The sequence below is a fragment of the Paenibacillus castaneae genome, assembly GCF_002884445.1.
Classification (GTDB): Bacteria; Bacillota; Bacilli; order Paenibacillales; family Paenibacillaceae; genus Pristimantibacillus; species Pristimantibacillus castaneae.
On record NZ_KZ614144.1, the window covers coordinates 811716 to 834422 of the forward strand.

Annotated in this window: 19 protein-coding genes; 15 read left to right on the top strand and 4 right to left on the bottom strand. The window is 45.0% G+C overall.

The genetic code is table 11. The features are described from left to right. Window positions 1-374 precede the first annotated feature (374 nt). Together CEF13_RS03450 and CEF13_RS03455 are read left to right on the top strand one after the other, a co-directional pair. Window positions 375-923 carry an RNA polymerase sigma factor gene (locus CEF13_RS03450; protein WP_244917040.1) on the top strand — a complete coding sequence of 183 codons (549 nt, stop codon included), beginning with the start codon at window positions 375-377 and terminating at the stop codon, window positions 921-923. An 8-nt stretch (window positions 924-931) separates the two neighbouring features. Then, entirely contained in the window at window positions 932-1873 is a 942-nt protein-coding gene (locus CEF13_RS03455) for a DUF4871 domain-containing protein (protein ID WP_102709432.1), read from the top strand. Between the two features lie 33 nt (window positions 1874-1906). Here CEF13_RS03455 and CEF13_RS03460 read toward each other — a convergent pair whose 3' ends face one another. Continuing rightward, a complete protein-coding gene (locus CEF13_RS03460) occupies window positions 1907-2671 on the bottom strand; it encodes an exodeoxyribonuclease III (protein WP_102709433.1) in 765 nt (254 codons plus the stop codon). A gap of 214 nt (window positions 2672-2885) precedes the next feature. On the opposite strand from CEF13_RS03460, the gene CEF13_RS03465 reads away from it, so the two are divergent. Beyond that, window positions 2886-3665, top strand: coding sequence for a DeoR/GlpR family DNA-binding transcription regulator (locus CEF13_RS03465; RefSeq protein WP_102716190.1), 780 nt, complete (start codon window positions 2886-2888; stop codon window positions 3663-3665). Window positions 3666-3735: 70 nt separating this feature from the next. Here CEF13_RS03465 and pdxR read toward each other — a convergent pair whose 3' ends face one another. After that, the gene (gene pdxR, locus CEF13_RS03470) at window positions 3736-5166 is read right to left on the bottom strand and encodes a MocR-like pyridoxine biosynthesis transcription factor PdxR (protein WP_102709434.1); all 1431 of its coding nucleotides are present in this window, start codon (window positions 5164-5166) and stop codon (window positions 3736-3738) included. A 116-nt stretch (window positions 5167-5282) separates the two neighbouring features. On the opposite strand from pdxR, the gene CEF13_RS03475 reads away from it, so the two are divergent. The 8 genes from CEF13_RS03475 to CEF13_RS03505 all read left to right on the top strand — a co-directional run bounded on the left by CEF13_RS03475 (window position 5283) and on the right by CEF13_RS03505 (window position 14753). Next, window positions 5283-5756, top strand: coding sequence for a RidA family protein (locus CEF13_RS03475; protein ID WP_102709435.1), 474 nt, complete (start codon window positions 5283-5285; stop codon window positions 5754-5756). A 46-nt stretch (window positions 5757-5802) separates the two neighbouring features. Further along, window positions 5803-5979, top strand: coding sequence for a hypothetical protein (locus CEF13_RS28675; RefSeq protein WP_166742848.1), 177 nt, complete (start codon window positions 5803-5805; stop codon window positions 5977-5979). A gap of 170 nt (window positions 5980-6149) precedes the next feature. Beyond that, complete coding sequence (locus CEF13_RS03480; protein ID WP_102709436.1) at window positions 6150-7907, top strand: ABC transporter ATP-binding protein; 1758 nt, start codon at window positions 6150-6152, stop codon at window positions 7905-7907. After that, complete coding sequence (locus tag CEF13_RS03485) at window positions 7904-9664, top strand: ABC transporter ATP-binding protein (protein ID WP_102709437.1); 1761 nt, start codon at window positions 7904-7906, stop codon at window positions 9662-9664. Before CEF13_RS03480 ends, CEF13_RS03485 begins: the two co-directional genes overlap by 4 nt. A 506-nt stretch (window positions 9665-10170) precedes the next feature. Beyond that, window positions 10171-12045 (top strand): LTA synthase family protein, encoded by a 1875-nt coding sequence (locus tag CEF13_RS03490; RefSeq protein ID WP_342352580.1) that lies wholly within the window; start codon window positions 10171-10173, stop codon window positions 12043-12045. A gap of 102 nt (window positions 12046-12147) precedes the next feature. Further along, the gene (locus CEF13_RS03495) at window positions 12148-13149 is read left to right on the top strand and encodes an AI-2E family transporter (RefSeq protein WP_102709439.1); all 1002 of its coding nucleotides are present in this window, start codon (window positions 12148-12150) and stop codon (window positions 13147-13149) included. A 117-nt stretch (window positions 13150-13266) separates the two neighbouring features. Continuing rightward, the gene (locus tag CEF13_RS03500) at window positions 13267-14079 is read left to right on the top strand and encodes an undecaprenyl-diphosphate phosphatase (RefSeq protein WP_102709440.1); all 813 of its coding nucleotides are present in this window, start codon (window positions 13267-13269) and stop codon (window positions 14077-14079) included. Between the two features lie 203 nt (window positions 14080-14282). Further along, window positions 14283-14753, top strand: coding sequence for a heme-degrading domain-containing protein (locus CEF13_RS03505; RefSeq protein ID WP_102709441.1), 471 nt, complete (start codon window positions 14283-14285; stop codon window positions 14751-14753). A gap of 37 nt (window positions 14754-14790) precedes the next feature. Here CEF13_RS03505 and CEF13_RS03510 read toward each other — a convergent pair whose 3' ends face one another. Beyond that, the gene (locus CEF13_RS03510; protein ID WP_166742849.1) at window positions 14791-15306 is read right to left on the bottom strand and encodes a DUF2062 domain-containing protein; all 516 of its coding nucleotides are present in this window, start codon (window positions 15304-15306) and stop codon (window positions 14791-14793) included. Between the two features lie 106 nt (window positions 15307-15412). Between CEF13_RS03510 and CEF13_RS03515 the strand changes: the two genes are divergently transcribed. Together CEF13_RS03515 and CEF13_RS03520 are read left to right on the top strand one after the other, a co-directional pair. Further along, on the top strand, window positions 15413-16240 hold the full coding sequence (locus CEF13_RS03515) for an AraC family transcriptional regulator (RefSeq protein ID WP_146022671.1): 828 nt from the start codon (window positions 15413-15415) through the stop codon (window positions 16238-16240). A gap of 40 nt (window positions 16241-16280) precedes the next feature. Continuing rightward, window positions 16281-16835 carry a hypothetical protein gene (locus CEF13_RS03520; protein WP_243864633.1) on the top strand — a complete coding sequence of 185 codons (555 nt, stop codon included), beginning with the start codon at window positions 16281-16283 and terminating at the stop codon, window positions 16833-16835. Between the two features lie 163 nt (window positions 16836-16998). On the opposite strand, the gene CEF13_RS03525 is transcribed toward CEF13_RS03520, so the two are convergent. After that, window positions 16999-18405 carry a HEAT repeat domain-containing protein gene (locus CEF13_RS03525; protein ID WP_208414571.1) on the bottom strand — a complete coding sequence of 469 codons (1407 nt, stop codon included), beginning with the start codon at window positions 18403-18405 and terminating at the stop codon, window positions 16999-17001. Window positions 18406-18726: 321 nt separating this feature from the next. Between CEF13_RS03525 and CEF13_RS03530 the strand changes: the two genes are divergently transcribed. Together CEF13_RS03530 and CEF13_RS03535 are read left to right on the top strand one after the other, a co-directional pair. After that, window positions 18727-20088, top strand: a complete 1362-nt coding sequence (locus tag CEF13_RS03530; protein ID WP_243864634.1) for a sugar ABC transporter substrate-binding protein — start codon at window positions 18727-18729, stop codon at window positions 20086-20088. Between the two features lie 101 nt (window positions 20089-20189). Next, window positions 20190-22688: a bifunctional diguanylate cyclase/phosphodiesterase gene (locus CEF13_RS03535; protein WP_102709444.1), complete on the top strand. Its 2499-nt coding sequence runs from the start codon at window positions 20190-20192 to the stop codon at window positions 22686-22688. The last annotated feature ends 19 nt before the right edge of the window (window positions 22689-22707 follow it).

Below are 22707 nucleotides of genomic sequence, written 5' to 3' on the forward strand. Positions count from 1 at the left end.
TTACATAAATAACGGTATCATACGCAGCATTTTTATCGCCTACATAACTCAAATCGTTCGTATCCCCAACATCATACGAACGGGAAAAGCTGCAGTTAATCTGACAATATGATCAGTCTGAAGGGGATTAGATGTAATACCTGCTGTTAATCTTACGAGAAAAGGCTCTAAACAAACAAATATGCTGAATTAGATGTAGGAAATCCTGTTAGATCCGCTACAAAGGCTGAAATTGCGAAAATAAAGGGATGTTTTACAGTTATACACAAACCAAATACTCTGAATTCTCAACAATCCAGAGACTTCATAATAAAAAGCAGTTAGCTGGGAACTTTTTCTGCTTCCAGTTGTCTTATTTATAGAGGTGAACGGATGTGAAGGAACATTATATGCAGTATCTTGCTCCTGGTTATGACAGAAACCAAGTGCTGGAGGAGCTCATGATAACCTATGGCGAGGATGTCTGGAATTTTGCTTACTTCCTCGTTCGTCGCTCCGATGCTGCGGATGATATTACCCAGGATGTATTTCTGAGCGTTTATGATCGGTTGTACACGTTTCGTGGAGAATGCAGCCTAAAGAGCTGGATACTAAGCATTGCTCGCAATAAATCAATTAATTATTTAAAAAGCTCTTTCATCCGAAAAGTAACATTAGCGGATCGGCTCCTGCATCGAACGGAGAGCGCTCATTCAGCAGAGAAGGTAGCTTTTGATCGTATGGCGACTAAAGAAATTTGGCTTAAGGTGATGGAGCTTCCTCTGAAATTTAGGGAAGTGATTATTCTTGCTTATCATTATCAGCTTACCATGGAAGAGATCGCCGCATCTCTTCAAGTTTCGGAGGGAACGGTGAAATCACGTTTGTTTCGCGCTAAGAAAAAAATATCTGCAATGCTGGACTCCCAGCGTGAAGGAGAGTGATTCTACCTATGGACCTACAGGAACCGTATTGGACGGAGCAATTAAAGGAGACACCATTCCGCGAGCAGCATATGAGAGAAGAAATAAAGCGGCAAATTCGGCTAAAAACAAGAAGTGGAGCACGAAACAATACGAATAGAAAACAAGCCAAGTTTGTCATTGCGGCCGCATCTCTATTAGTCGTACTAGCTTGCTGCTCGATTATTTTTAGCTTTATGAGCAGCGAATCACCGCTCTATGAAGATATGGAGGAGAGGCACGCCTTTTATCATAATGAGAAACTGCTCTTTGAGGTGTTCCCTGACCCTGCTCTAGAAGCTGGTCGTGCATATGGCTATATATTTCGCTTCACAGCACCTATCCAAGAGCTTCAAGGGAAAATGCTTTCCATACATGCTGTTCATTTGAATACAGGACTAGAAGTGACAGCGTTGCCACCGGTCCTAATAACAGAGCCTAGCAGTGGCTATTTAGGCTTGGAACGCTTCACTACGGCATTTGCGCTGCCGCTCGAAGGAAAATGGAGATATGAGATTAGATTGGATGATATGCGCTATGGCGATGTTGTTTTAAATGTAGGAAAGCCTTCATGGAAAATAACCACCACCTTTAAATCGGGAAGCTATATGCTTAGAGGAATAGAGGGAAAGGTTGGTTTCATTGATCCAGGCTTTATTGCCGGACAGGGCAATAAGTATATGTGGCACTTCTGGGGCGAGACAGAGGAGCTTCAAGGAGAGCTGAAAATAATGGCAGTCAAACAAGGCGATGACAAGCTTCTTGAAGTTTTTAAAGCTAAAAGTCTTGGAGGCGCAAATAACGGCGCAGATCGTCATATCCCTAGCTCGATGTCTTTACCGGAATCAGGGTTATGGAGACTGATTCCTTTCATAGACGGAAGAATGCTAGAAAGCATTGTAGTGGAAGTGAAAGAAAACCGCCCTGTGTAAGGGCGGTTAGTCGACTATCACTTAGAATTCACTTTACCATTTCGTGTCATCCAGCTGAAGAAGGATCGGACAATGATCACTGCCTAAAATGTGAGTATCAATATGGGCATCAATTAAAGAAGGAGCTAATCTTGCAGAAGCTAGAAAATAATCAATCCGCCATCCAATATTTCGCTCTCTTACTTTAGCCATATAAGACCACCATGAATAGACATCTCCCCGATCGGGATAAAAATGCCGGAAGGTATCAATAAATCCGCCGCCCAACAGCTCGGTCATTTTGCCGCGTTCTTCTAGGGTGAAACCGGAGTTTCCTTGATTGGGCTTCGGATTTTTGAGGTCGATTTCTTGATGGGCAACGTTTAAATCGCCGCAAATAATAACAGGCTTCTGGCTGTCCAATTGCTGAACGTAGTCACGGAACCGATCTTCCCACTCCAGCCTCAGCCCAAGCCTCGATAAGTCTCGTCTAGCATTGGGAGTGTACACATTAATTAAGTAGAAAGAATCAAATTCCAGCGTTATGATTCGTCCCTCCGACTCGGAGTCCTCCTCTAAACCATATCGAACGGAAAGGGGCTTAATTTTGCTGAATACAGCTGTACCGGAGTATCCCTTCTTAAGCGCATAATTCCAGTACTGCGAATAGTGCTCCCCAAGCTCCATCATAATTTGACCTTCTTGAAGCTTTGTTTCTTGTATACAAAATATATCTGCATCGGTTTCATTAAGGTAATTGTAAAACCCCTTTGTCACACATGCTCTCAAGCCGTTCACGTTCCAAGATACCAGCTTCATTATATTAATCTCCTTAAAGTACACTATCGTTTTTACTAGTTTAACATATTTATTAATATAGGCTGTGATCAGTCTAGGCATCTTTTTTATCTCCAATCAAGGAAAATGGAAAAAAACATTGCAAACATGCACAATGCTGAATATAATACGTAATATATCATGAATAAAAACGAACAAACGGGAGGTTATCGGAATGACTCAGGAAGGAACGGGCATGTTTGCAGAAGAACGTCGGGTGAAAATTCTTTCTTTATTAAATCAGGAGAAAAGAGTATTAGCGAAGGATCTGGCAGTGAAATTTCAAATTTCTATCGATTCCATTCGGCGAGACTTGTCCATTATGGAGGAACAGGGGCTGCTTAAAAAAACGCATGGTGGGGCTATACCTGCTTCACATGTGCGCCAGTCCCCTGCGCCGCCTGAATTGCGGTACGGAAATGGCACACCGCAAGGCCATGCGATTGCCAAGCTTGCTGTCTCCTATATTCGAGAGAATCAGACTGTATTTATTGGAAGCGGCTCGCTTTCCTATCTGCTGTTGAAGCATCTTCCTGAGGGTATGCCGTTAACCGTCCTTACCAACTGCATGCGTGCGGCAGATGTATTGCGTGAACGGGACTGGATTGATACGTATTTCATTGGCGGCAGAGTCAAACCATCTGGCAATATTACCGATGCGCTCGCGAATGAATTTATTCGTCAGTTCAAAATCGATATCAGCTTCGCTACCGGAGGCGGTATTTCGGAGAATGGAATAAGTATGGCTACCCCGGAGGTTGCCGCATTTAGCCGGGCAGTCTCAGCTGTATCTCGCCAGTTAATTGGGCTGGCAACACATCATACGCTTGGAAACGATGCTTTTGCAAAGGCTTTGCCGATTGAAGAGCTGGATCTATTAATTACGGACGAGGAAGCTGATCCTGAGGCAATCGAACGGATTCGTGCTCTTGGTGTTAGTGTCATTGTAGCCCATACAGAAGATGAGTTAGTGTGAATTGAATTCAAGCCGACATAAAACAAAATAAAAAACAGCCCAGAGCTTTTTAACTGCAAGATCTGGGCTGCTATAACCATACAGGAGACCACGCCTCTCTCAGCAGTTCAACACCCCGCTGCATCTCTTTGGCGTTCACGCCACCAAAGCCTAAATAGATTTTAGGATTTCCGATGTTCTTGCGCTTTTGCTCCTTATTGTAAGAGCCATACACACGAACCCCTGAAGCATATGCCAGCTCAATTAGCTTCTCTGCACTTTGCGTGGTTTTAACCATCAGTTCCACATGCAGCCCCGCGCTATCGCCTTCTATTTGTACATGATCACCGAAATGATCGTTAATGAGCCTAGTCAAGGTGATGTTTTTCTTTCTATATATATTTCTCATCCTTCCGATGTGCCGATACCAGTGACCTCGCTGTATAAATAAACTCATCGCTAATTGATCAATTCGTGACGGACAAGAGAGCATATGCTCCATATTACGCAGTTTCTCCGCTAGATGAAGAGGGAGAACGGTATAGCTCATTCGCAGAGCAGGTGAGAATGCTTTGGAGAAGGTCCCGATATAGATCACTACTCCTTGTTTATCCAACCCATGCAGCGCAGGGATGGTTTTGCCGGAATAACGAAACTCACCGTCATAGTCATCTTCTATTATATAGCCGTCATGATGATAGGCCCAGTGGAGCATTTGCTGTCTAATGGTATAGGATAGCGGATGTCCACTTGAACGATGGGATGGCGTTACATACAGAGTATGCAGATTTGCTTCTATTAAATAGGAAGCAGGGAAATGATTATCCTGAAGTGGAAACGGAATAAGATCAAAGCCATGCTGCGCGAACTTTTCTCCAACCTGTGCGATTCCGCTCTCTTCATAAGCTATTTTTGAGGGTCTTTCCAATAGCATCTTCAAAATATGAATACTGTAGGATATGCCTGTTCCGATGATGATTTGTTCGGGCAAGCAGGCTACCCCTCGGGACGTTTTTAAATAGTGTGCAAGGCTCAGACGCAAATCATATTCACCTCTAGGATCGCCGTACTGGTGCAAGAGGCTGCCTTTACGCAGAAGCGTTTCATTCAAGGCGGTTCGCCATGCTTGAACGGGAAATGAGCGATCATCCACAGCAAGCAGGCTAAAGTCGATAAGCTCTTTCTGAATGGACGGAGCAGGAGTATGCGATCCGTTAAATTGCTGCACAGCCTCTTGCTTAACAAGCTCCTCTATTCTGTGGTTTGCAGCTTGCGGCGGCTGAGGATTAATGACGTAAAGACCGGAACGCGGCTTACTAAGCACATACCCTTCTTCCAGCAGCATATGATAGGCTGTCTCGATGGTTGTCTTGCTGAATGCGGTTTGCTGAATCAAGGATCGGATGGAAGGCAGCTTCGTTCCGTCTTGGATGTCATTATTCTCTATGAGCTTGCGAATATGATAATAAAGCTGCATGTATAAGGGGCCGGATTCAGTTCCGGAAAGGACAATATCAAACAATGCCTATCTCCAATCTGACCTCTAATAATAGGACATAACTGATCCTCCCAATAAGGTCAATTTCATTATAAACTGGATTGTAGATTTCCATCAAATGGATAGGGGTGGTGTTCTATATGGTGAAAGGTTCCATTGATGCTCGTTTAGAAAGATTAGGTGTCGAGCTGCCTTTAGGCAGCGAGCCTGCAGCTCATTATGCGAACTATGTTGCAGTTAATGGATTGTTATTTGTTTCTGGGAAAGGTCCGAGCGGACAGCCCAAAGGTAAGCTTGGGACCGACTATACAGTAGAAGAAGGCTATCATTTCGCGAGGCTGACAGCAATAGAAGTGCTTGCAGTCGTCAAGCAGACGTTAGGCAGCTTAGATCATGTGAAGCGGGTTGTAAAAGTACAAGGCTTTGTAAATGCCGATTCGGCGTTCGAGGAGCACCATAAAGTGCTTAATGGCTTCTCGGATTTTATGCATGAGGTATTCGAAGAGAATGGCGTGCATGCCAGGTCGGTCATGGGAGCCTGCTCACTGCGCGACAATCTCCCGATTATTGTTGATTGTATATTTGTCTTTGGAGAAAATGGAAATATTTTGTAACATTAGAGGATTTGGCTCCGTATATACTAGATAAGGAGGGGCTTATATGAAACTATCTAAATTATTTCTCTCTGTTGGTACTTCTATGGCAATCATACTTGGAGCAGGTCGTCTTTTTAACCATACACTTCCTGATTACTACTTCTATCTTGGCATGCTTGTGGTCTGTTTTATTGTGATTTCAGTGGGAATTCGGTCGTTTGAGAAAAAAAGAGCCTCCTAAATGTATGAAAAGTGATTGGTATTTAGCGTTAATGTACTTCCTAATAATTGAAAAAATGGATTGACGGCTCTAATGGATTCCGATAGAGTAACGTTTAAACGGCGATAACCCCTTACGAGGCCGGTTATCGCCTATCTTTTTTACCGTTATTTTGGGGAAAGGGGCTTTGCATGAGCAAGACGAAGAAAAAGAACACTTTCGGTCATTACTATATGATGTTAAACCGTTACTTGCTTCCGCAGCGCAGATCGCTTATCGGATTGGCACTTCTCCTCTTCACATCAATTGGATTGCAGCTCATTAATCCGCAAATTATTCGATATTTTATTGATACCGCTGGTTCAGATAAAGCGCTTGAGCCGCTTTATTATGCTGCCGCTTTGTTTATCGGCTTCTCACTGATCCAGCAGCTCGTATCGGTTATTGCCACCTATGTTAGCGAGAATCTGGCATGGCGGACGACGAATCTGCTGCGAGGCGATCTAGCCGAGCATTGCTTGAAGCTGGATATGTCCTTCCATAAATCCAATACATCGGGGTCTATTATCGAGCGTGTTGACGGTGATGTGAACGCATTAGCCAACTTTTTCTCCAGTTTCATTATTAATCTAGCTGGAAACCTGCTGCTGATGATCGGTATTATTATTTTATTATTTCGCGAAAATGTGCTGATCGGCGCAGGCATGCTTCTGTTTGTTGGTTTTGCTATATATATCATTCAATGGATTCGTAAGTTCTCAGTACCCATATGGGCCAAATGGCGGCAAATTAATGCTGAATTTTATGGTTTTATCGGCGAGCATCTGGAAGGTACCGAGGATACGCGCGCGAATGGAGCGACGGGCTTCGTTATGAACCGCTATTATTCGCTGCTGCGGCGGATGCTGCCGCTTCGCAGGAAAGCGTTCATGGGTTATTCTTCGATGTGGATTACGACCATTATTATATTTGCTTTAGGGAATGCGATGGCCTTCGCAATCAGCGCCTATCTATGGAAGGCAAGCCTTATTTCAATGGGTACTGTTTATTTGATTTTTTATTATACCGAATTGCTGGCCAAGCCGATTGAGAAGATCCGCACGCAAATCGAGGATCTTCAGAAGGCGGACGCGAGCTTGATGCGCATTCGCGAGCTGTTCGATACACGTCCGCGAATTGAGGACGGGCCTGGAGCAGAGCTTCCGCCAGGGCCATTGTCACTGGAGCTTGGCAATGTGACATTCGGCTATGATGAGCAGCCTATTCTGGAAGAAATTAATTTGCGGCTAAAGCCGGGAGAAACTCTCGGGCTGCTTGGGCGAACAGGAAGCGGGAAGACAACGATTGCCCGATTGCTGCTTCGTTTCTATGATCCACAGGTTGGCAGCATTAAACTGAGTGATACCGATATAAGGCAGTGCAAGCTAATGGAACTTCGGGCTAGAGTCGCACTCGTCACGCAAAATATTGAAATTTTACAAGGGAGCGTACGAGATAACCTCACCTTCTATGATGAGAGTATCTCGGATGAGCATATTATCGAGGTATTGTATGAGCTCGGCTTGCGAGGCTGGTATGAATCGCTTCCGGGCGGATTGGATGCGCCGCTAGCATCAGGAGGCGGAAGCTTATCCGCAGGCGAAGCCCAGCTGCTTGCTTTCGCAAGAGTATTTCTAACAGATCCTGGCCTTGTCATTCTGGATGAGGCATCCTCTCGACTTGACCCGTTAACGGAATATAGATTGGAGCAGGCAGTCGATAAACTGTTGAATGAACGCTCCTGCATCATTATTGCGCATCGCTTGGCTACGGTGCAGCGCGCAGATCAAATTGTTATTTTGGAAAAGGGCCGTATTGTAGAGGCTGGCAGAAGGACGCAGCTGGCAGCCGATCCGAATTCTCGCTTCAGCCGCATGCTTGCGGCAGGGCTTGAGGAGGTGCTGGTATGAGTACGTTTTCGTATATGTGGCGTTTAATTAGCTATCGGCCAGGCTTGTATATGATTAACGCACTAATGTGGACAATCATTTATTTAATGCCTATCTTTCCCGGACTTATTACAAAAGCCTTCTTCGATTCCTTGACGATTGATTCGACTCTCGGCTACGGAACATGGGGATTGATCGCCTTGCTGCTAGGAGCAGCTCTTGCTCGAAGCGTTAGCGTGTTCATCGGGTTTATAACCGATGTCAACTTTCGGTTTCGAGCGAGCATGGTGCTGCGGCGCAATTTATTGGAGCATATTCTGAAGGAGCCTGGAGCAAGAGCCATTCCGTGCTCGCCGGGTGAGGCGATCAGCCACTTTCGCGACGATGTGGAACAGTCCGAGGAGGCGGTAAGCTGGTCGGTCGATGTGTTCGGCATGACCTGCTTTGCCTTAGTTTCTTGTTTTATTCTTATTCGTATTGATGCCCAAATGACGCTGCTCGTGTTTTTGCCGCTCGTGATCGTCGTCATCGCCGCGCAGCTGGCTACGACGCGTCTGCAGAAATACCGTTCGGCAAGCCGTGAATCTACAGCCAAGGTAACGGGAGCCATCAGCGAAATGTTCGGAAGCGTTCAGGCGATTCAAGTGGCAGGCGCAGAGAAACGTGTGATGTCCAGATTTAGGGCGCTGAACGACAATCGCCGCAAGACGATGCTGAAGGATAAATTAATGACTGAGGTGCTCGATTCGATCTTTTCCAATTCTGTTAACTTAGGTACAGGATTAATCCTGCTGCTTGCCGGACAGAAGATGCGCGGCGGCGAGTTTACGATCGGCGATTTCTCGTTATTTGTATACTATTTAACGTTCGTAACACAGTTTATTTCCAACTTCGGCAAGTTTCTTACCCATTTCAAGCAGATGACGGTAGCTTTGCTGCGCTTGACCGGCATCCTGCAAGGAGCACCGGCTGCTGTATTGACGGAGCCTAATTCCTTGCATTTACATGATAATGGTAAGGAAACTGGCATTTCATCATTGGAGGCAGATGAGCGGCTGAAGCAGCTAGAAGCGAGGGGCTTGACCTATAAGTATCCCGAGACGGGAAGAGGGATAGCGGATGTTGATCTTAAGCTGCGCAGAGGATCATTTACGGTTATTACGGGGCCTATTGGCTCTGGAAAGACGACGCTGGTGCGTACCTTGCTTGGCCTGCTGCCGCGAGATGGCGGGACTGTTTGGTGGAACGGCCGTGCAGTAGAAGATTCAGGTTCGTTTTTTGTTCCACCGCGGAGCGCATATACGGCTCAGGTGCCTAGACTTTACAGCGATACATTGCGGGAAAATATTTTGCTTGGTCATCCCGATGAAGAGGGCGGGCTTGCAAAGGCACTGCATACGGCGGTAATGGAGGATGACATCCTGTATTTGCAGAAAGGCCTTGATACCGTAATTGGACCGCGCGGCGTGAAGCTATCCGGAGGACAGGCTCAGCGGACAGCGGCAGCGCGAATGCTGGTTCGCGACAGCGAGCTTTACGTATTCGATGACGTATCCAGCGCGCTTGACGTGGAAACGGAGCAGAAGCTATGGACACGCTTGTTCCGTGAACGCGGTAATGCCACCTGTTTGGTTGTATCGCACCGGAAGGCGGCTTTGGCGCAGGCCGATCATATTATTGTTATGAAAGACGGAGAGATCGAAGCGGAAGGGACCGTCGAAAGCCTGCTCGCCGGAAGCCCTTCGTTCCATAAGCTGTGGCATGGCGATGAAGGCTGAAAGCGGCTCAAGGCACGCTCAATCCGGGCTTGTTTATTATTCCCTATTCATTAATGGCTTCATATGCATTAATATTAATCTTATATTAATGAATTCATGATAAGATGGGGCTGCCGAGATACCCCTTTGTAAAACTTAATTAGTGGAATAGAGCTAGAAACTAGCTCTATTCCATCAACTTAGCTTACTTTTGGAGAAATAGAGCTAATAATTAGCTCTATTTCCAAGAAAACTAGCAGATATGAGCTCATATGATAATAGATGAGCGAAATAGAGCTAGAAACTAGCTCTATTCCACCAACTTACCTTACTTTTGGAGAAATAGAGCTAATAATTAGCTCTATTTCCAAGAAAACAAGCAGATATGAGTTCGTACGAAGAAAGATGTATAGAAAGGGCTGTCCAAAAAGTCAAAACCTTGAGCGGTAGCTCTAGGTTTATCACCTTTTGGGACAGCCCCTTGCTATTCAATGAACACTGCGTCACAGCAGAAGGAGTGAGTAAGCGTGAGGCTTTTATCAGATGGGTACCGGAGGTCGCCCTTTGTACTTATATTTATATTAATCATGTTAAAGATGGCTCTTTTCCGCCAATTCGTTTTTCACGGCATTCAGATCGATAAGCTTATTGGGGATGCGGCTGCTGTATTAGTTCTTCTTTGTATAGCAGAGCTTCTTACCTCTGCGAAGTGGAAGGGAACGGTATTTGGTTGGTTGAACGGATTATTATCGCTGATGCTGTTCGCATCTACTGTATATTTTAGTTATTATGGAACAGTACCTACTTATACAGCGCTTCATGGCCTTAATCAGGTTCTGCAAATAAGAAGCAGCGTAGGCGCATCCATACAGCCGGCGAATTATCTTTTTTTTATTGATATTTTAGTATTAGTATTCGTATATATAGTTAAGCTAGTAAGAGGCGATCATAACAGAGGGCGCAAGCATGCGGCGAAATTATCCTATGTATGGATTGCTGCTGTTATTGGCTTAATCGTATCTGGCTTCTATATGAAGGCGGGCAGCGCTATTGCAAATGAAATGGTGGAAGCGGAAAGCTTAGGATTTCTGAACTATCAAGTTGCAGCAGCGGTGAAAGCGAATAAGGAAAATCAAGCCATCAAAAATGGAGATCTCGCAGAAACTGCAGCAGCGGCAGCAAGTCTGCAAGCCACTTATTCCTATCGAGATACGAATGCTGCGCTGAATTACTTTGGAGCAGCGAAGGGGAAGAATGTCATCGTTGTGCAGCTTGAGGCTTTTCAGAACTTCCCGATTCATCTATCGCTAGGAGGCAAGGAAATAACTCCAGTGCTCAACCAGCTTGTGGGAGACAGCTTTTATTTCCCTCACTTCTTCCAACAAATTGGGCAAGGAAATACATCCGATGCGGAGTTTATGTCCAACTCCTCCATTTATCCCGCAGGTGTAATCGCAATGTCTACTGGATATGGGGATCGTGTGGTTCCGAGCTTGCCGAGGCTGCTGAAGCAAGAAGATTATAAGTCTAATACGTTCCACATTAATGATGTCACGTTCTGGGACCGCAATCTTCTATACCCCGCCCTTGGATTTGACAAGTATTATGACAAGCCTAGCTTTAAGAATGATCATTTCAATGCATTTGGCGCTTCGGATGAAGAGCTGTACCGAGTGGGACTCGAGAAGCTTCAAGCACTACAAGAGCAGAGCAAGCCGTTTTATGCACAATTCATTACGGCCTCCAGCCATCATCCGTTTAAGGTGCCGGTGAATAAGCAGCAAATCACATTGCCTGATGCATTGAAGGATACACAATTAGGCGACTATCTTACAGCTGTTAATTATACCGATTATGCGCTTGGGAAATTCATAGACGGCCTTAAGGCAAGCGGCTTGTGGGATAACACGATGCTGGTCGTTTATGGCGACCACTTTGGTTTGCAAACGAAGGATAATGACGATACTTGGGTCAGTGAGCAGCTCGGCATTCATTATGATGAGCGAATTAGCCGATTCAATATTCCGTTGATTATTCATGTACCGGGAGAGGGCGCTAAGGTGGTTGAAGGGGTCGGCGGACAGGTTGATATTATGCCAACCGTATCCAACCTTCTCGGTATTTCACTTGGGGATGAAGGCTTCACTGCGTTTGGTCATGATTTGCTTAATATTGATCATAATGTAGTGGGCATGCGCTACTATCTTCCTACGGGCTCCTTCTTTAACAATGATATATTGTTCGTGCCAGGAAAAGGCTTTGATGATGGTACCGCCCTCGATCTTCGAACAATGGAAAAAATAACCGACATAAGTCCGTATCAAGATGACTACAACTATATTTTGGAATTAATGAAGCTATCGGATAACTATGTAAGGCTTCTTCCGAAGCGGGCACCATAAATTTTCTCAGGGAAAAGCTTCATTTTCCCGTTACATAATGAAACGATTTAGGTCTTTTACCGTATTAAAGTGGATTATATCAAAAAAAAATGAGGGAAGTTCATGGAAGGATTACGAACGTTTTTTGCCCATGCGGTTGTAAGAAGAATATTATTTCTATTGCTCGTTGTCCTGCTGCTTTACAGTCTCCGCGATATGCTTAATTTACTGCTTCTCTTGTTCTTGGTCACCTTCGTTATGGGACGCTTGCAAGGCTTCGTCGTCAAGAAGATTAATCGTTTTTTCCCGATCTCTCCAGTACTGGTTACCGTCTGTCTGTACGTGCTGCTAGTGAGTACGCTCGTTTTTGGCATGGCAAACTATTTGCCTAAGATCGTGAGTCAAATTGTCGACATGATTAATAACATTAATCGGTTCCTAACCTCTTCCCAGAACGATGAGGTAGTCGGGAAACTGGTCGATGCTTTGGAGAAGGTCGACTATCAGAAGTATTTAGGCAATGCCGTTGAATATATTATGAAGCTTGGGAAATGGCTGGAGATCATTCTTTTTGTTATCCTGCTCAGCTTCTTTTATTTATTGCAGCGGACCAAAATTGTTAAATTCACGGAGCAATTCCGTGAGAGTAAAATCGGATGGGCCTATAAGGAATTTCATTATTTCGGCGGGAAATTCGCTTCATCCTTCGGTAAGGTAGTAGAAGTGCAGCTGTTGATCGCTGTATTCAACACCGTTTTGACTATGATCGGGCTTTGGATTATGGGCTTCCCGTATTTGGTGGCGATTACGACGATGGTATTTCTACTCAGCCTTATTCCAGTGGCAGGCGTTATCATCTCCTTCATCCCCATCGGCATTATCGGCTACCAAGTCGGTGGGTTCTCCTTGGTACTATGGGCTATCGTAATGATTCTAGTCATTCATTCACTTGAGACCTATTTCCTTAACCCTAGATTGTATGCCCATAAGACGAAGCTTCCTATGTTCTACACCTTTTTCATTTTGATTTTCTCACAGCATTTCATGGGAATATGGGGATTAATTATCGGAATCCCGATATTTATGTTCCTGCTTGATGTGCTGGAGGTCAGAGAGTCGGACTAACCAATTGAACTAGAGCAATACAACAGTTCCTCCTAAAGATTAGGAGGAACTGCTCTTTGCCCCGCACTCGTTATACGCTATGATAATCATAGTAATAGATTTGGGAGAGGAGCATTTATGGAAGATTTATTGCTTTTGCTGAAGTATTTAGTGCTTGGAATTGTACAAGGGGCAACGGAGCCGATACCGGTATCATCAAGCGGACACCTCATTATTGCTCAGAGGCTGCTCGGTATTGAACAAAAGGGCCTTACATTTGAAATTTTGACGAACACGGCTTCATTGATCGCGATCGGATATATTTTCCGCAAGGATATCGTACGTCTTATCGTGAACACTATTCGTTTCATCCAAACTAGAAATCATACGTATAAATCCGATTTCAACTTCGCGCTGTACGTCGTGGTTGGCACGATACCCGCCGTTATTATTGGACTATTATTCAAGGATCAAATTGAGAGTTATTTCTCATCGGTTCGGACGGTGGCAGTATCGTTATTAATCACAGGGGTAGCGCTATGGTTGATTCGTAATCTTCGCGGCCGCAAGCGGGATGGCGATTTAACACTCAAGGATGCTTTAATCGTGGGGCTGGCGCAAGCTGTTGCGCTCATTCCAGGCATTAGCCGTTCCGGTTCAACGGTCATTACGTCCATTGCAGTAGGTATGAAGCAAGAAACAGCGCTGCGTTTTTCTTTTATGCTATACATACCTGTAAGCTTGGGCGGCTTGGTTCTCGGCATATCCGATATTGCTTCCGACCCTGATCGCTCTACGCTTGCGATTCCTTATATTATTGCTTTCTTGGCTACCCTTATCGTTACCTATTTTGCTATGAAGTGGTTTATGAACATTATGGCTAAAGGCAATTTAATCTACTTTGCCTATTACTGCTTCGCAGCGGGTACACTGCTGCTCATTTTTCTGTAGCAAATTATAAAATTTCAAAAAACAGCTGATCAGGGTCGCAATATCTGGTCGGCTGTTTTGCTATTTTAATTGATTTCTACAATTACGGATCGGTTTGATTTGTCCTTTGGTATAATTGCCCTATTCATCTCAGATCTAGACTGCTATAATTTTGTTCAGCAATCGTTTTATTTTGAGCTTCTGATCGGAGTGGAGTCCAATTGATGGATACGAGTAATCAGCAATTAAAGCAGATGGAGCAGGAAGAGCAGGAGCTCCGCTTTACTTCATTTACGAACGATACGGCTTTGGAGCTTGGGCTGTTGCTTGTAGAAGAAGCGCGGCAAACCGGCAAATGCATTACGGTGGATATTACAAGGGCCGGCCATCGCTTGTTTCTGCATGCAATGGAAGGAACATCAGCGGAGAACGAGGATTGGATCCGTCGTAAAAACAACACAGCCAATCATTTTGGCTGCAGCTCATGGTATATAGCTTGTAGGCTTCGCAGCGAAGGCACGACGATGGAGGAGAAATATGGGCTTCCGCTTGCAGATTATGTAGGGGCAGGAGGCGCTTTCCCGCTTATCGTAACAGGGGAAGGGCAGATAGGAACGGTAACTGTATCTGGTTTGCCTGATCAAGAGGATCATGATCTTCTTATTTCAGCGCTTCGCCGTTTTATATTGCGCTGAGCAGTTGGTGCCCTACAAGGAGAAAAGCCGGGAACCCTTAGTTGGATTCGCGGCTTTTTCTTCTAAGCTTCCTCAGCAGAGGAAGTCGATAATGCTTAAGAATGATACGGAGTACAACATAACCTATAATGGAGAATAGGATGCTGTTTACAATCGATCCAGCTAGGAAATTAAGCCCGATGTCGCCAAAGCTGCTGAAGTGGTCGGCTGCCTTTGAATAGTGAACATCAGGCACTGGCTCACCGATGGCATCGTCGAGCTGTGAGACGGGAGCACGAAATAAGCTTTCTATAATGAAGCCCACTCTGTAGTTGAGGAAAAAGAGACCCGGCCATAAGAATGAGCCTATGGATCCAGAAATGATCGCAGCGGCAAGATTGCCTCGCAGCAGCTTGGCCAAAGCGATAGACATCAGCATGCCTACTCCGAAGGTAGGGAACCAGCAGTGGAAGAATCCTGCTACAAAGCCTATAGCAACTACATGATCGGACTTGCGAATGCGGAGCAGCTTTAAGAAATAATACTTTATTTTTCTTAACCATTTTCTTATCATTGTTGTATTTTCCCTCTGTATGTTCATATCTCTTAATAATAGCAGATTTCACTCCTAATAGAGCAATAGTTATCAACTGTTTTTGGCAGAGAGAGGCGGAGCTACAGTGGAGGCTGGCAGAAATGCATTTTGGAAGACGTATCTGACAGGACTTCAGCTGCATGTAATTGTAGCGGAGTACACGAAGGTACCTGTGACTTGGAATGAAGATAACTACACCACAGATGTGAATAAGCTTTATTTCATCCAGGAGGGCGAGGGATATATTAAAGTTGGCAATCGTCAGTTTTACCCAAAGCCTGGGGATTTATGCTTAATGCCTGCGGATAAGGTTCAATCCTATGGCACGACTAGTGCAAATACATTTGGCAAGTATTGGTGCCACTTTACGGCAAAGCTGAACAATTTCAACTTATTTCAATTGCTTGAAGCGCCTATCCTTGTACCTGTGGCAGAACGTCTTCGATTAGAGGAGAAATTCGAACGACTGATTCATCATCACAAAAGCGAGGAATGGACAGCCAGTCTGCATGTGCAGGCTGCTTTGCTGGAAATACTGGCCTTATTTCTGGAACAAGCCGAGCAGGTTAACATAAATACGCCAGCAGCGGGCTCGTTCGAGAAAATGAATGCTGTACTTACTTACATAGAGGAGCATCTCTCGGAAAATATAACGGTAGATAGTTTAGCACAGCTGGTTCATTTCCACCCTAATTATTTTATACGTATGTTCAAAAATACGACCGGCTTATCTCCTATTCAGTATGTGAACCGCAAGCGGATGGATAAAGCTAGGCAGCTACTTTCATTCACTGCTCACAGTATATCTGAAATTGCAGAAACGCTCGGTATGGATGCAGCGTATTTCTCGCGTCTGTTCAAGGAGTCTACAGCCTTAACGCCCAGTGAATATAGGGAAATCTCTTTGAAATAGTTTTAAGATTCGTATAAAAATGGTCCGTAGAAGGATAATAATGAATGGGTGGTATGAGACGATGGAATGGTTATATCACTATTATGATAAATCAACGGGGCCATTTCGCAATTTGTCTGATCTGCTGCCAGAAGACGCGGAGAATGTGCTAACGGCTATTCGGAATTCGAATAGAGGGTTCGCCAGCAAACGCTCAAAGGACTATCTCGAAATTAGACGTAGTCTTGAGTTAAAGGCCAGACAATTATTTATACACAAAGGCGGCAGCCCGATTCGCAGCCATCCTCACTATATGACATTAGGAGAATGCCCTTGGCTCATGGGATGGTATCCTGAGGGAAAAGCGCTCTCCCTCTCCATTTCGGAGTTTGATCCGAGCACAATCAGCTTCACGTATGGAGACCTGTTTCCTACTATGAGGTACCTTGACGACAAGCCATATCGAAAACAAATTTATCTATTGGATGAAATTAGGCATGTCATTAGACAATTCGGTTTACCGCAAAATTGGAACCCTGAAGGAAACAAGGGGCCTGAACGCTATATTGAAGTGCAAATATGGGATGATAAGCCGCTGCAAAAATGGAAGTCGTAGTCTTAAACGTAACATTAGTTTCAACATTTGATGTTATAGTCCACGTAATGAGTCAAACGAGATCAGGCAGCAATAGACCAAGAAAGCAAAACAGCCGAACAGATATAAAGCTCTGATCGGCTGTTTTCCTGATAAAAGCTTCATTTCTAAATAGTGCGTTGCCCTAGAAAGTATTAGACGGTGTTGTCGTTGTGCACCACCGTGCATTAAATAATGCTTTAATGAGAATATCTTTGGCTTCTTCGGTTCCGATATAGCGGAGCGCTTCCAGCGCATGTGCCCTGACGTAGCGGTTCTCGTCATCTAGAGCAGCTGCAAGAGCTGGAACGGCAGCCACAGCGGAGGGTCCGACTCGAGACAGCGAGAGGCCGGCAGTGAAGCGAACCTGCGTATCCTCATCCTGCAAGCATCGAATTAACCCGTCCACGGCTTCTTGTCTTGTGGAAGCCATGATGCCCAGCGCCTCGCAAATCTCTCTTCTTACTGCAGCTGAGGAGTCAGATAGAAGCCTGATAAGCGCTGGAAGCGCGCTATCGGCCAAGCCGCGAAGCTCTCCAAGTGCAAATACAGCATGCTTAACCGTTTCCTCACGCTCATCTGTTAACGCCTCTATTAATCCAGCGACAGCATCAGAACCTGCAACAGAAAGCCCATAAGCGGACAAACGCGATACGTCCGTTCGATGATGATGGAGTGCTGCAAGCAGCACCTCTACACCCGGCATGCCATATCTCGCAAGCTCATACGCTGCGTTTAACGCATGCGGCTCGAAATCAGCCTCTAAAGCGATTGAAAGCTCTTTTAGTTTTTCTTCATTCGATTCTGCTGTATTCGCAATACTGCCAACGCTGCCGGAAAGCCAGTTCCAGCTTTCTTCCCAGAGCGTTTCATGACGGGCTATCGGCAGTGATAGAGTAGTAGTCGGCTCTATCCATGCTGGAGCTTGGTTATCCCATGAAGGCTTGCTCGGAGCAGTCGTCCGCATAAATTCAAATTTCAGCATATAGCGGGGATTGCCAAGCACATTCGGTGTTGACCGATGCCAGATATCATAATGGATAAGTGCAAACGTACCTGCTTCGCCGCTTGCATACGCTTCTCCAGGAGCATCATCAGAGATGAAGTTTCGTTCCTCGTAGTTTTGTGTGCCTGGCATTACGCCAGTTGGTCCAAGCTCGAGCGGGGTGGCTTGCGGAAAATACATAATCATGGCCCACCATGGATGATGATTGCGCATCCGTGAATAGCCCCAATAGCTATCTTTATGCCATCCTCCGGCAACAGGCTGTGCATTGTAATGGCCATGTCTGTGTGCGTGCAGCATGTAGTCTGGGCCAAGTACGCTTGTCAATGCGCCGGTAATGACAGGATGGTCGAATACCTGCTGAATTTCACGAATTCGCGGCAGCAGGTTATTGCCTGGGTTTCCTTCTTCCTCATACACCCTTTTCAGTTCATCGGTCATGCTTTGATGGAAAGTATTGGAGAAATCGGTTTTCAGAATGAGAAATCCTTCTGTAATAAATGCTCGAATCTGCTCGTCAGTCAATAAGATAGGTGATTGGCTCATTTGTATGTTTAACCTCCTGAAGGTATGCAGCATGAAGCAATTGCGGTATGTGCTTACGCTGCAGTCATTTATAAATTGATTATAGGAGATGCTGAAACCAATCAACATACACGATACTAAGCGAAATTTGTATAAAACTAACTCACTCTTGTACAATATTCCAATCAAACATATAATTACATTAAATTACACGTTTGATAAACCATAATATAGAAAACAGAGTCTTTGGTCCTACTAAAAACATATTAGACTATCTAATATAAAGCGCATACATAAGAGGATGGGTATGAATCAGATTGAAAGCAAAGGAGGGATAATCATTTGAAAAAACTAAAAAAATTATCCCTATTGTTCATCCTCATCGGCATACTTGCCGTTGGCTGTCAGATCGAGAAAAACTCCGAGTCTGTCTCTTCCACGGAGACGCAGCAGCAGGGGGGTATTTCGTTGAAGGCATGGATTATCGCGAATACGGCGTTAGCTGAGCCTTTTTTCGTGCAGACCCTAGAGCCTTATATGGAGCAGCATAACAATATTACAATTGATATAAAGGTGCTCAGCTGGGATACGGCTTGGTCGGATATTACATCTGCGATTACAAGCGGAGAAGGGCCTGATATTGTCCAGCTGGGAACAACCTGGGTACCGGCTATTGCATCTATGAATGGTCTTGATGATCTCACCAATAGAGTAGGTGAAGTAGGCGGTGGAGAGGCTTATCTCCCTGCCAGCTGGAAGACGACAATGATTGAAGGCAAACCGAATGTATATGCCGTTCCGTGGTTTGTGGACGCGCGCGTGTTATTTTATCGGAAGGATGCCTTTCAAGCTGCAGGCGTCGATCCGAATACAGCGTTTCAGGATTGGAGTTCGTTCAAGGAAGCATTACAGAAAGTAAACGGTATTGAAATAAATGGACAGAAGATGACTGCTCTCGGAGTTCCCGGCAAAAATGACTGGAATGTCGCCCATAATATACTTCCATGGATGTGGAGTGCGGGAGCAGAGGTGCTGACACCGGATAATAAATCAGCAGTATTCAACGACAAGCAAGCGCTTGAGGGCATTATGTATTACACCGGATTAGCCCAGGATGGCTTAGTCGATCTTGCTTCGCTTGGCAAAAACTCTTCTCAAATCGAGAATGATTTCGCAGATGGCAAGACCGCTGCTTTGGTGTCTGGTCCATGGCTGTTGAAAGACTTTGAAATCTCAAGGGATAATGGCGGACTTGGTGGGGTTATTGATAAAGCAAATATAGGCCTTGCTCCGCTGCCGATGGGCCCTGAGAAAAGATCTACCTTTATCGGGGGAAGCAATCTTGCTGTATTTCAAACATCCAAGCATAAAGACGCCGCATGGGAGCTTATCCGTTATTTGTCCAGCGATGAAGCGCAGCTGGCGTATTCCAAGAGACTGGGCATGCTGCCTGCCAAGAGAAGCTTGTTAGATTCGAAAGCGCCTATTGAAGAGCTGGGCTATGCTGCTTTCGCAGAGGCTACGAAATATGGCCAGACGTATCCTTCCATTCCGCAGTGGGGCTCGATTGAGACAGCTCTTGTCAAGCATTTCGGAGAAATTTGGAGCATAGCTGCAGATCAAACAGGACGTTACAGCGAAGAGGCAGTTCAAGAACAGCTAGATGCAGCAGTACGGGAAATTGATATTATTTTGGCCCAATAGCTGGTTGATTTCGCTGGGATCGCTAGGATCACAAATGGTGAGCGGCATCTACAACAATCTATTACAGCAGCAGGTCAGACATAATCTCGTTTGCAAGGAGGATGTTAGCGATAAACCAGATGGCTGAAATACATAAAAAAGTTCTATCTCTAAGAAGCCTTATTAAATATACATCCTTTCAGCTTACATTTTCATTACTCATCAGCGTTATTATTATTGTTCTTGTATTATCCGTTTTCTCTTATCGGCAGTCTGTACATATTCTTGAAGAGGAGTCTGCACAGGGCTCCCTGCAAACGATCATACAAACCAACGGGCATATTGATAATTTACTGCAGCAATACGAGGATCTTGCAACGATGCTGATGCATGACCAAGAATTCCTCAACAAACTATTGGTGTTCAATAGTAGTGATAATGAAGCGGATTTCAGCCAAGCTAACAGCTTTATTTCCAATTTCTTTCATACCTATCTGAATTCATATCAAACAATCGCATCGATAACCATTTTCTCACCTGATCAAGCTAGAGTATTAACCTCTCTTCGCCGAGAAGGAACGATTCCCACAATAAGGAATGGTAATGCAAAGGGTATCAGAGAGCTGGATTGGTTTCAAAAGCTTCTATCCTCTGACCGTGACACCGTTTATTTGGATACGCGAAAAGCGGCATTTGTCAGCATGGGCGCATCTGAGCCTATGTTTGCAATCGTGAAAACGATAAGAAGCCCTTATAATTATGAGAAAATTATCGGAGCGCTGCTGCTTGAGATACCAAGTAAAAATTTGAGAAAAGCTTTAGAGGGCTTTAAATTAGGCGAAAACGGCGGATATGAGATTATTAACAATCAAGGAACCATTATATACACGGCAGATGAGAAGAGGATAGAGGCACCCTTTAAAGGGGTAATGCCTGAACTAATTGATGGCGGCAGCAATTCGGGCAATTTCTACGCCCAAGATGAGAATGGCGTGCTGCAAAATTATTCTTTTCAGCAATCAAGTGTATCGGGATGGACTATCATAGGCTATTACTCAAAGAAGGAGCTCCTTGCGCCGATGCGCCGGATGCTTATTGATTCGGTATGGCTTTCTCTATTATGCTGCATCGCAGCTGTTTTTGTTGTGGGCTTTCTCGTGCAGCGAGGAGTAGGGAAACCGCTGGGCAAGCTGCGCTCACTCATGCAAGAAGGGGAAAGAGGGAATGTACAGGTTCGAACGGATTTCCATGCTGATAATGAAATTGGTGATTTAGGAAAAGCATTTAATCGAATGATGGATCAAATCACATTGGCCTATTATGATACCTTAACGAATCTTCCTAATCGCAGATTGTTAGTGGACCGGATGCAGGAGGCACTGAGCCTTGCCGAGCTTGGCGGACAGCAATTTGCTGTCTTGTTTGTAGATATGGATCGATTCAAAATCGTAAATGATTCTCTAGGCCACCATGCAGGCGATCTGTTGATTCAGCTTGTCGGACAAAGGCTGCAAGCTTGTATTCGTGAGCAGGATACGGTTGCAAGAATAGCTGGAGATGAGTTTATTGTACTGCTGCTGGATTCTAATAAGGAGCATTCCATTGCCGTTGCGCAGCAGATACTTGAAGATATTAGAAATCCTTTTATTGTATTTGAGCAGGAGCTTCATGTTACCGTAAGCATAGGCATCTCTTATTATCCTAATGACGAAACCGATGTAGAAACGTTAATCAAGTTTGCAGACATGGCCATGTACGAAGCGAAGGCCAAAGGCAAAAATACGGTAAAAATTTATCATTCTGATATGACGGCTCGTACGAATGAAAGAATGAGAATCGAAAACGACCTTCATCGCGCCTTGGTGAACAAAGAGTTTCAGCTTCATTATCAGCCTCGCGTAGATGCTCAAAGCGGTATCGTTGTGGGAAGCGAAGCGCTCATTCGTTGGAATCATGTGACAATGGGCCAAATTCCGCCAGAAAAATTCATCCCCATCGCCGAGGAAACGGGACTAATCATTCCCATTGGCGATTGGGTAATTAGAGAGGCATGCGCGCAGAACAAAGCTTGGCAGGAAGCGGGATATCCGCCGATGCGAGTGGCTGTCAACGTGTCTGGAAAACAATTCGAAGGCAGTTTGATGGAGAGCATCGACCAGATTCTTAACGATACCGGTCTTGACGAGCGGTGGCTGGAGGTGGAAATAACGGAAAGCGTACTGATGGAACAGGTCGCGACCATTAATCAGACGCTTCGTGCGTTGAAGGCAAGAGGCATTCATCTCTCCGTCGATGATTTCGGAACGGGCTATTCCAGCTTATCATTCCTCATGAAATTCGAAGTGGATACGTTGAAGATTGATAAGTCATTTATCCAGGACATTCACACCAATCCGGATAACCAAACGATAGCTACTGCGGTCATTAGGCTTGCTCATAACTTAGGCATGACCGTTGTTTCAGAAGGAGTAGAGAAGGAGGAGGAATATCGCTTTTTGCTGGAGCGCGGCTCTGATGAGATACAGGGTTTCTATATGAGCATGCCGCTTCCAGCAGACAAGTTTGAACAGACGATATTGCGGGAAAACCGAACGGCTTCCGGCGAGGGGGCTAAGCGTTAGGGGAGAGCGTGCAAGCCGC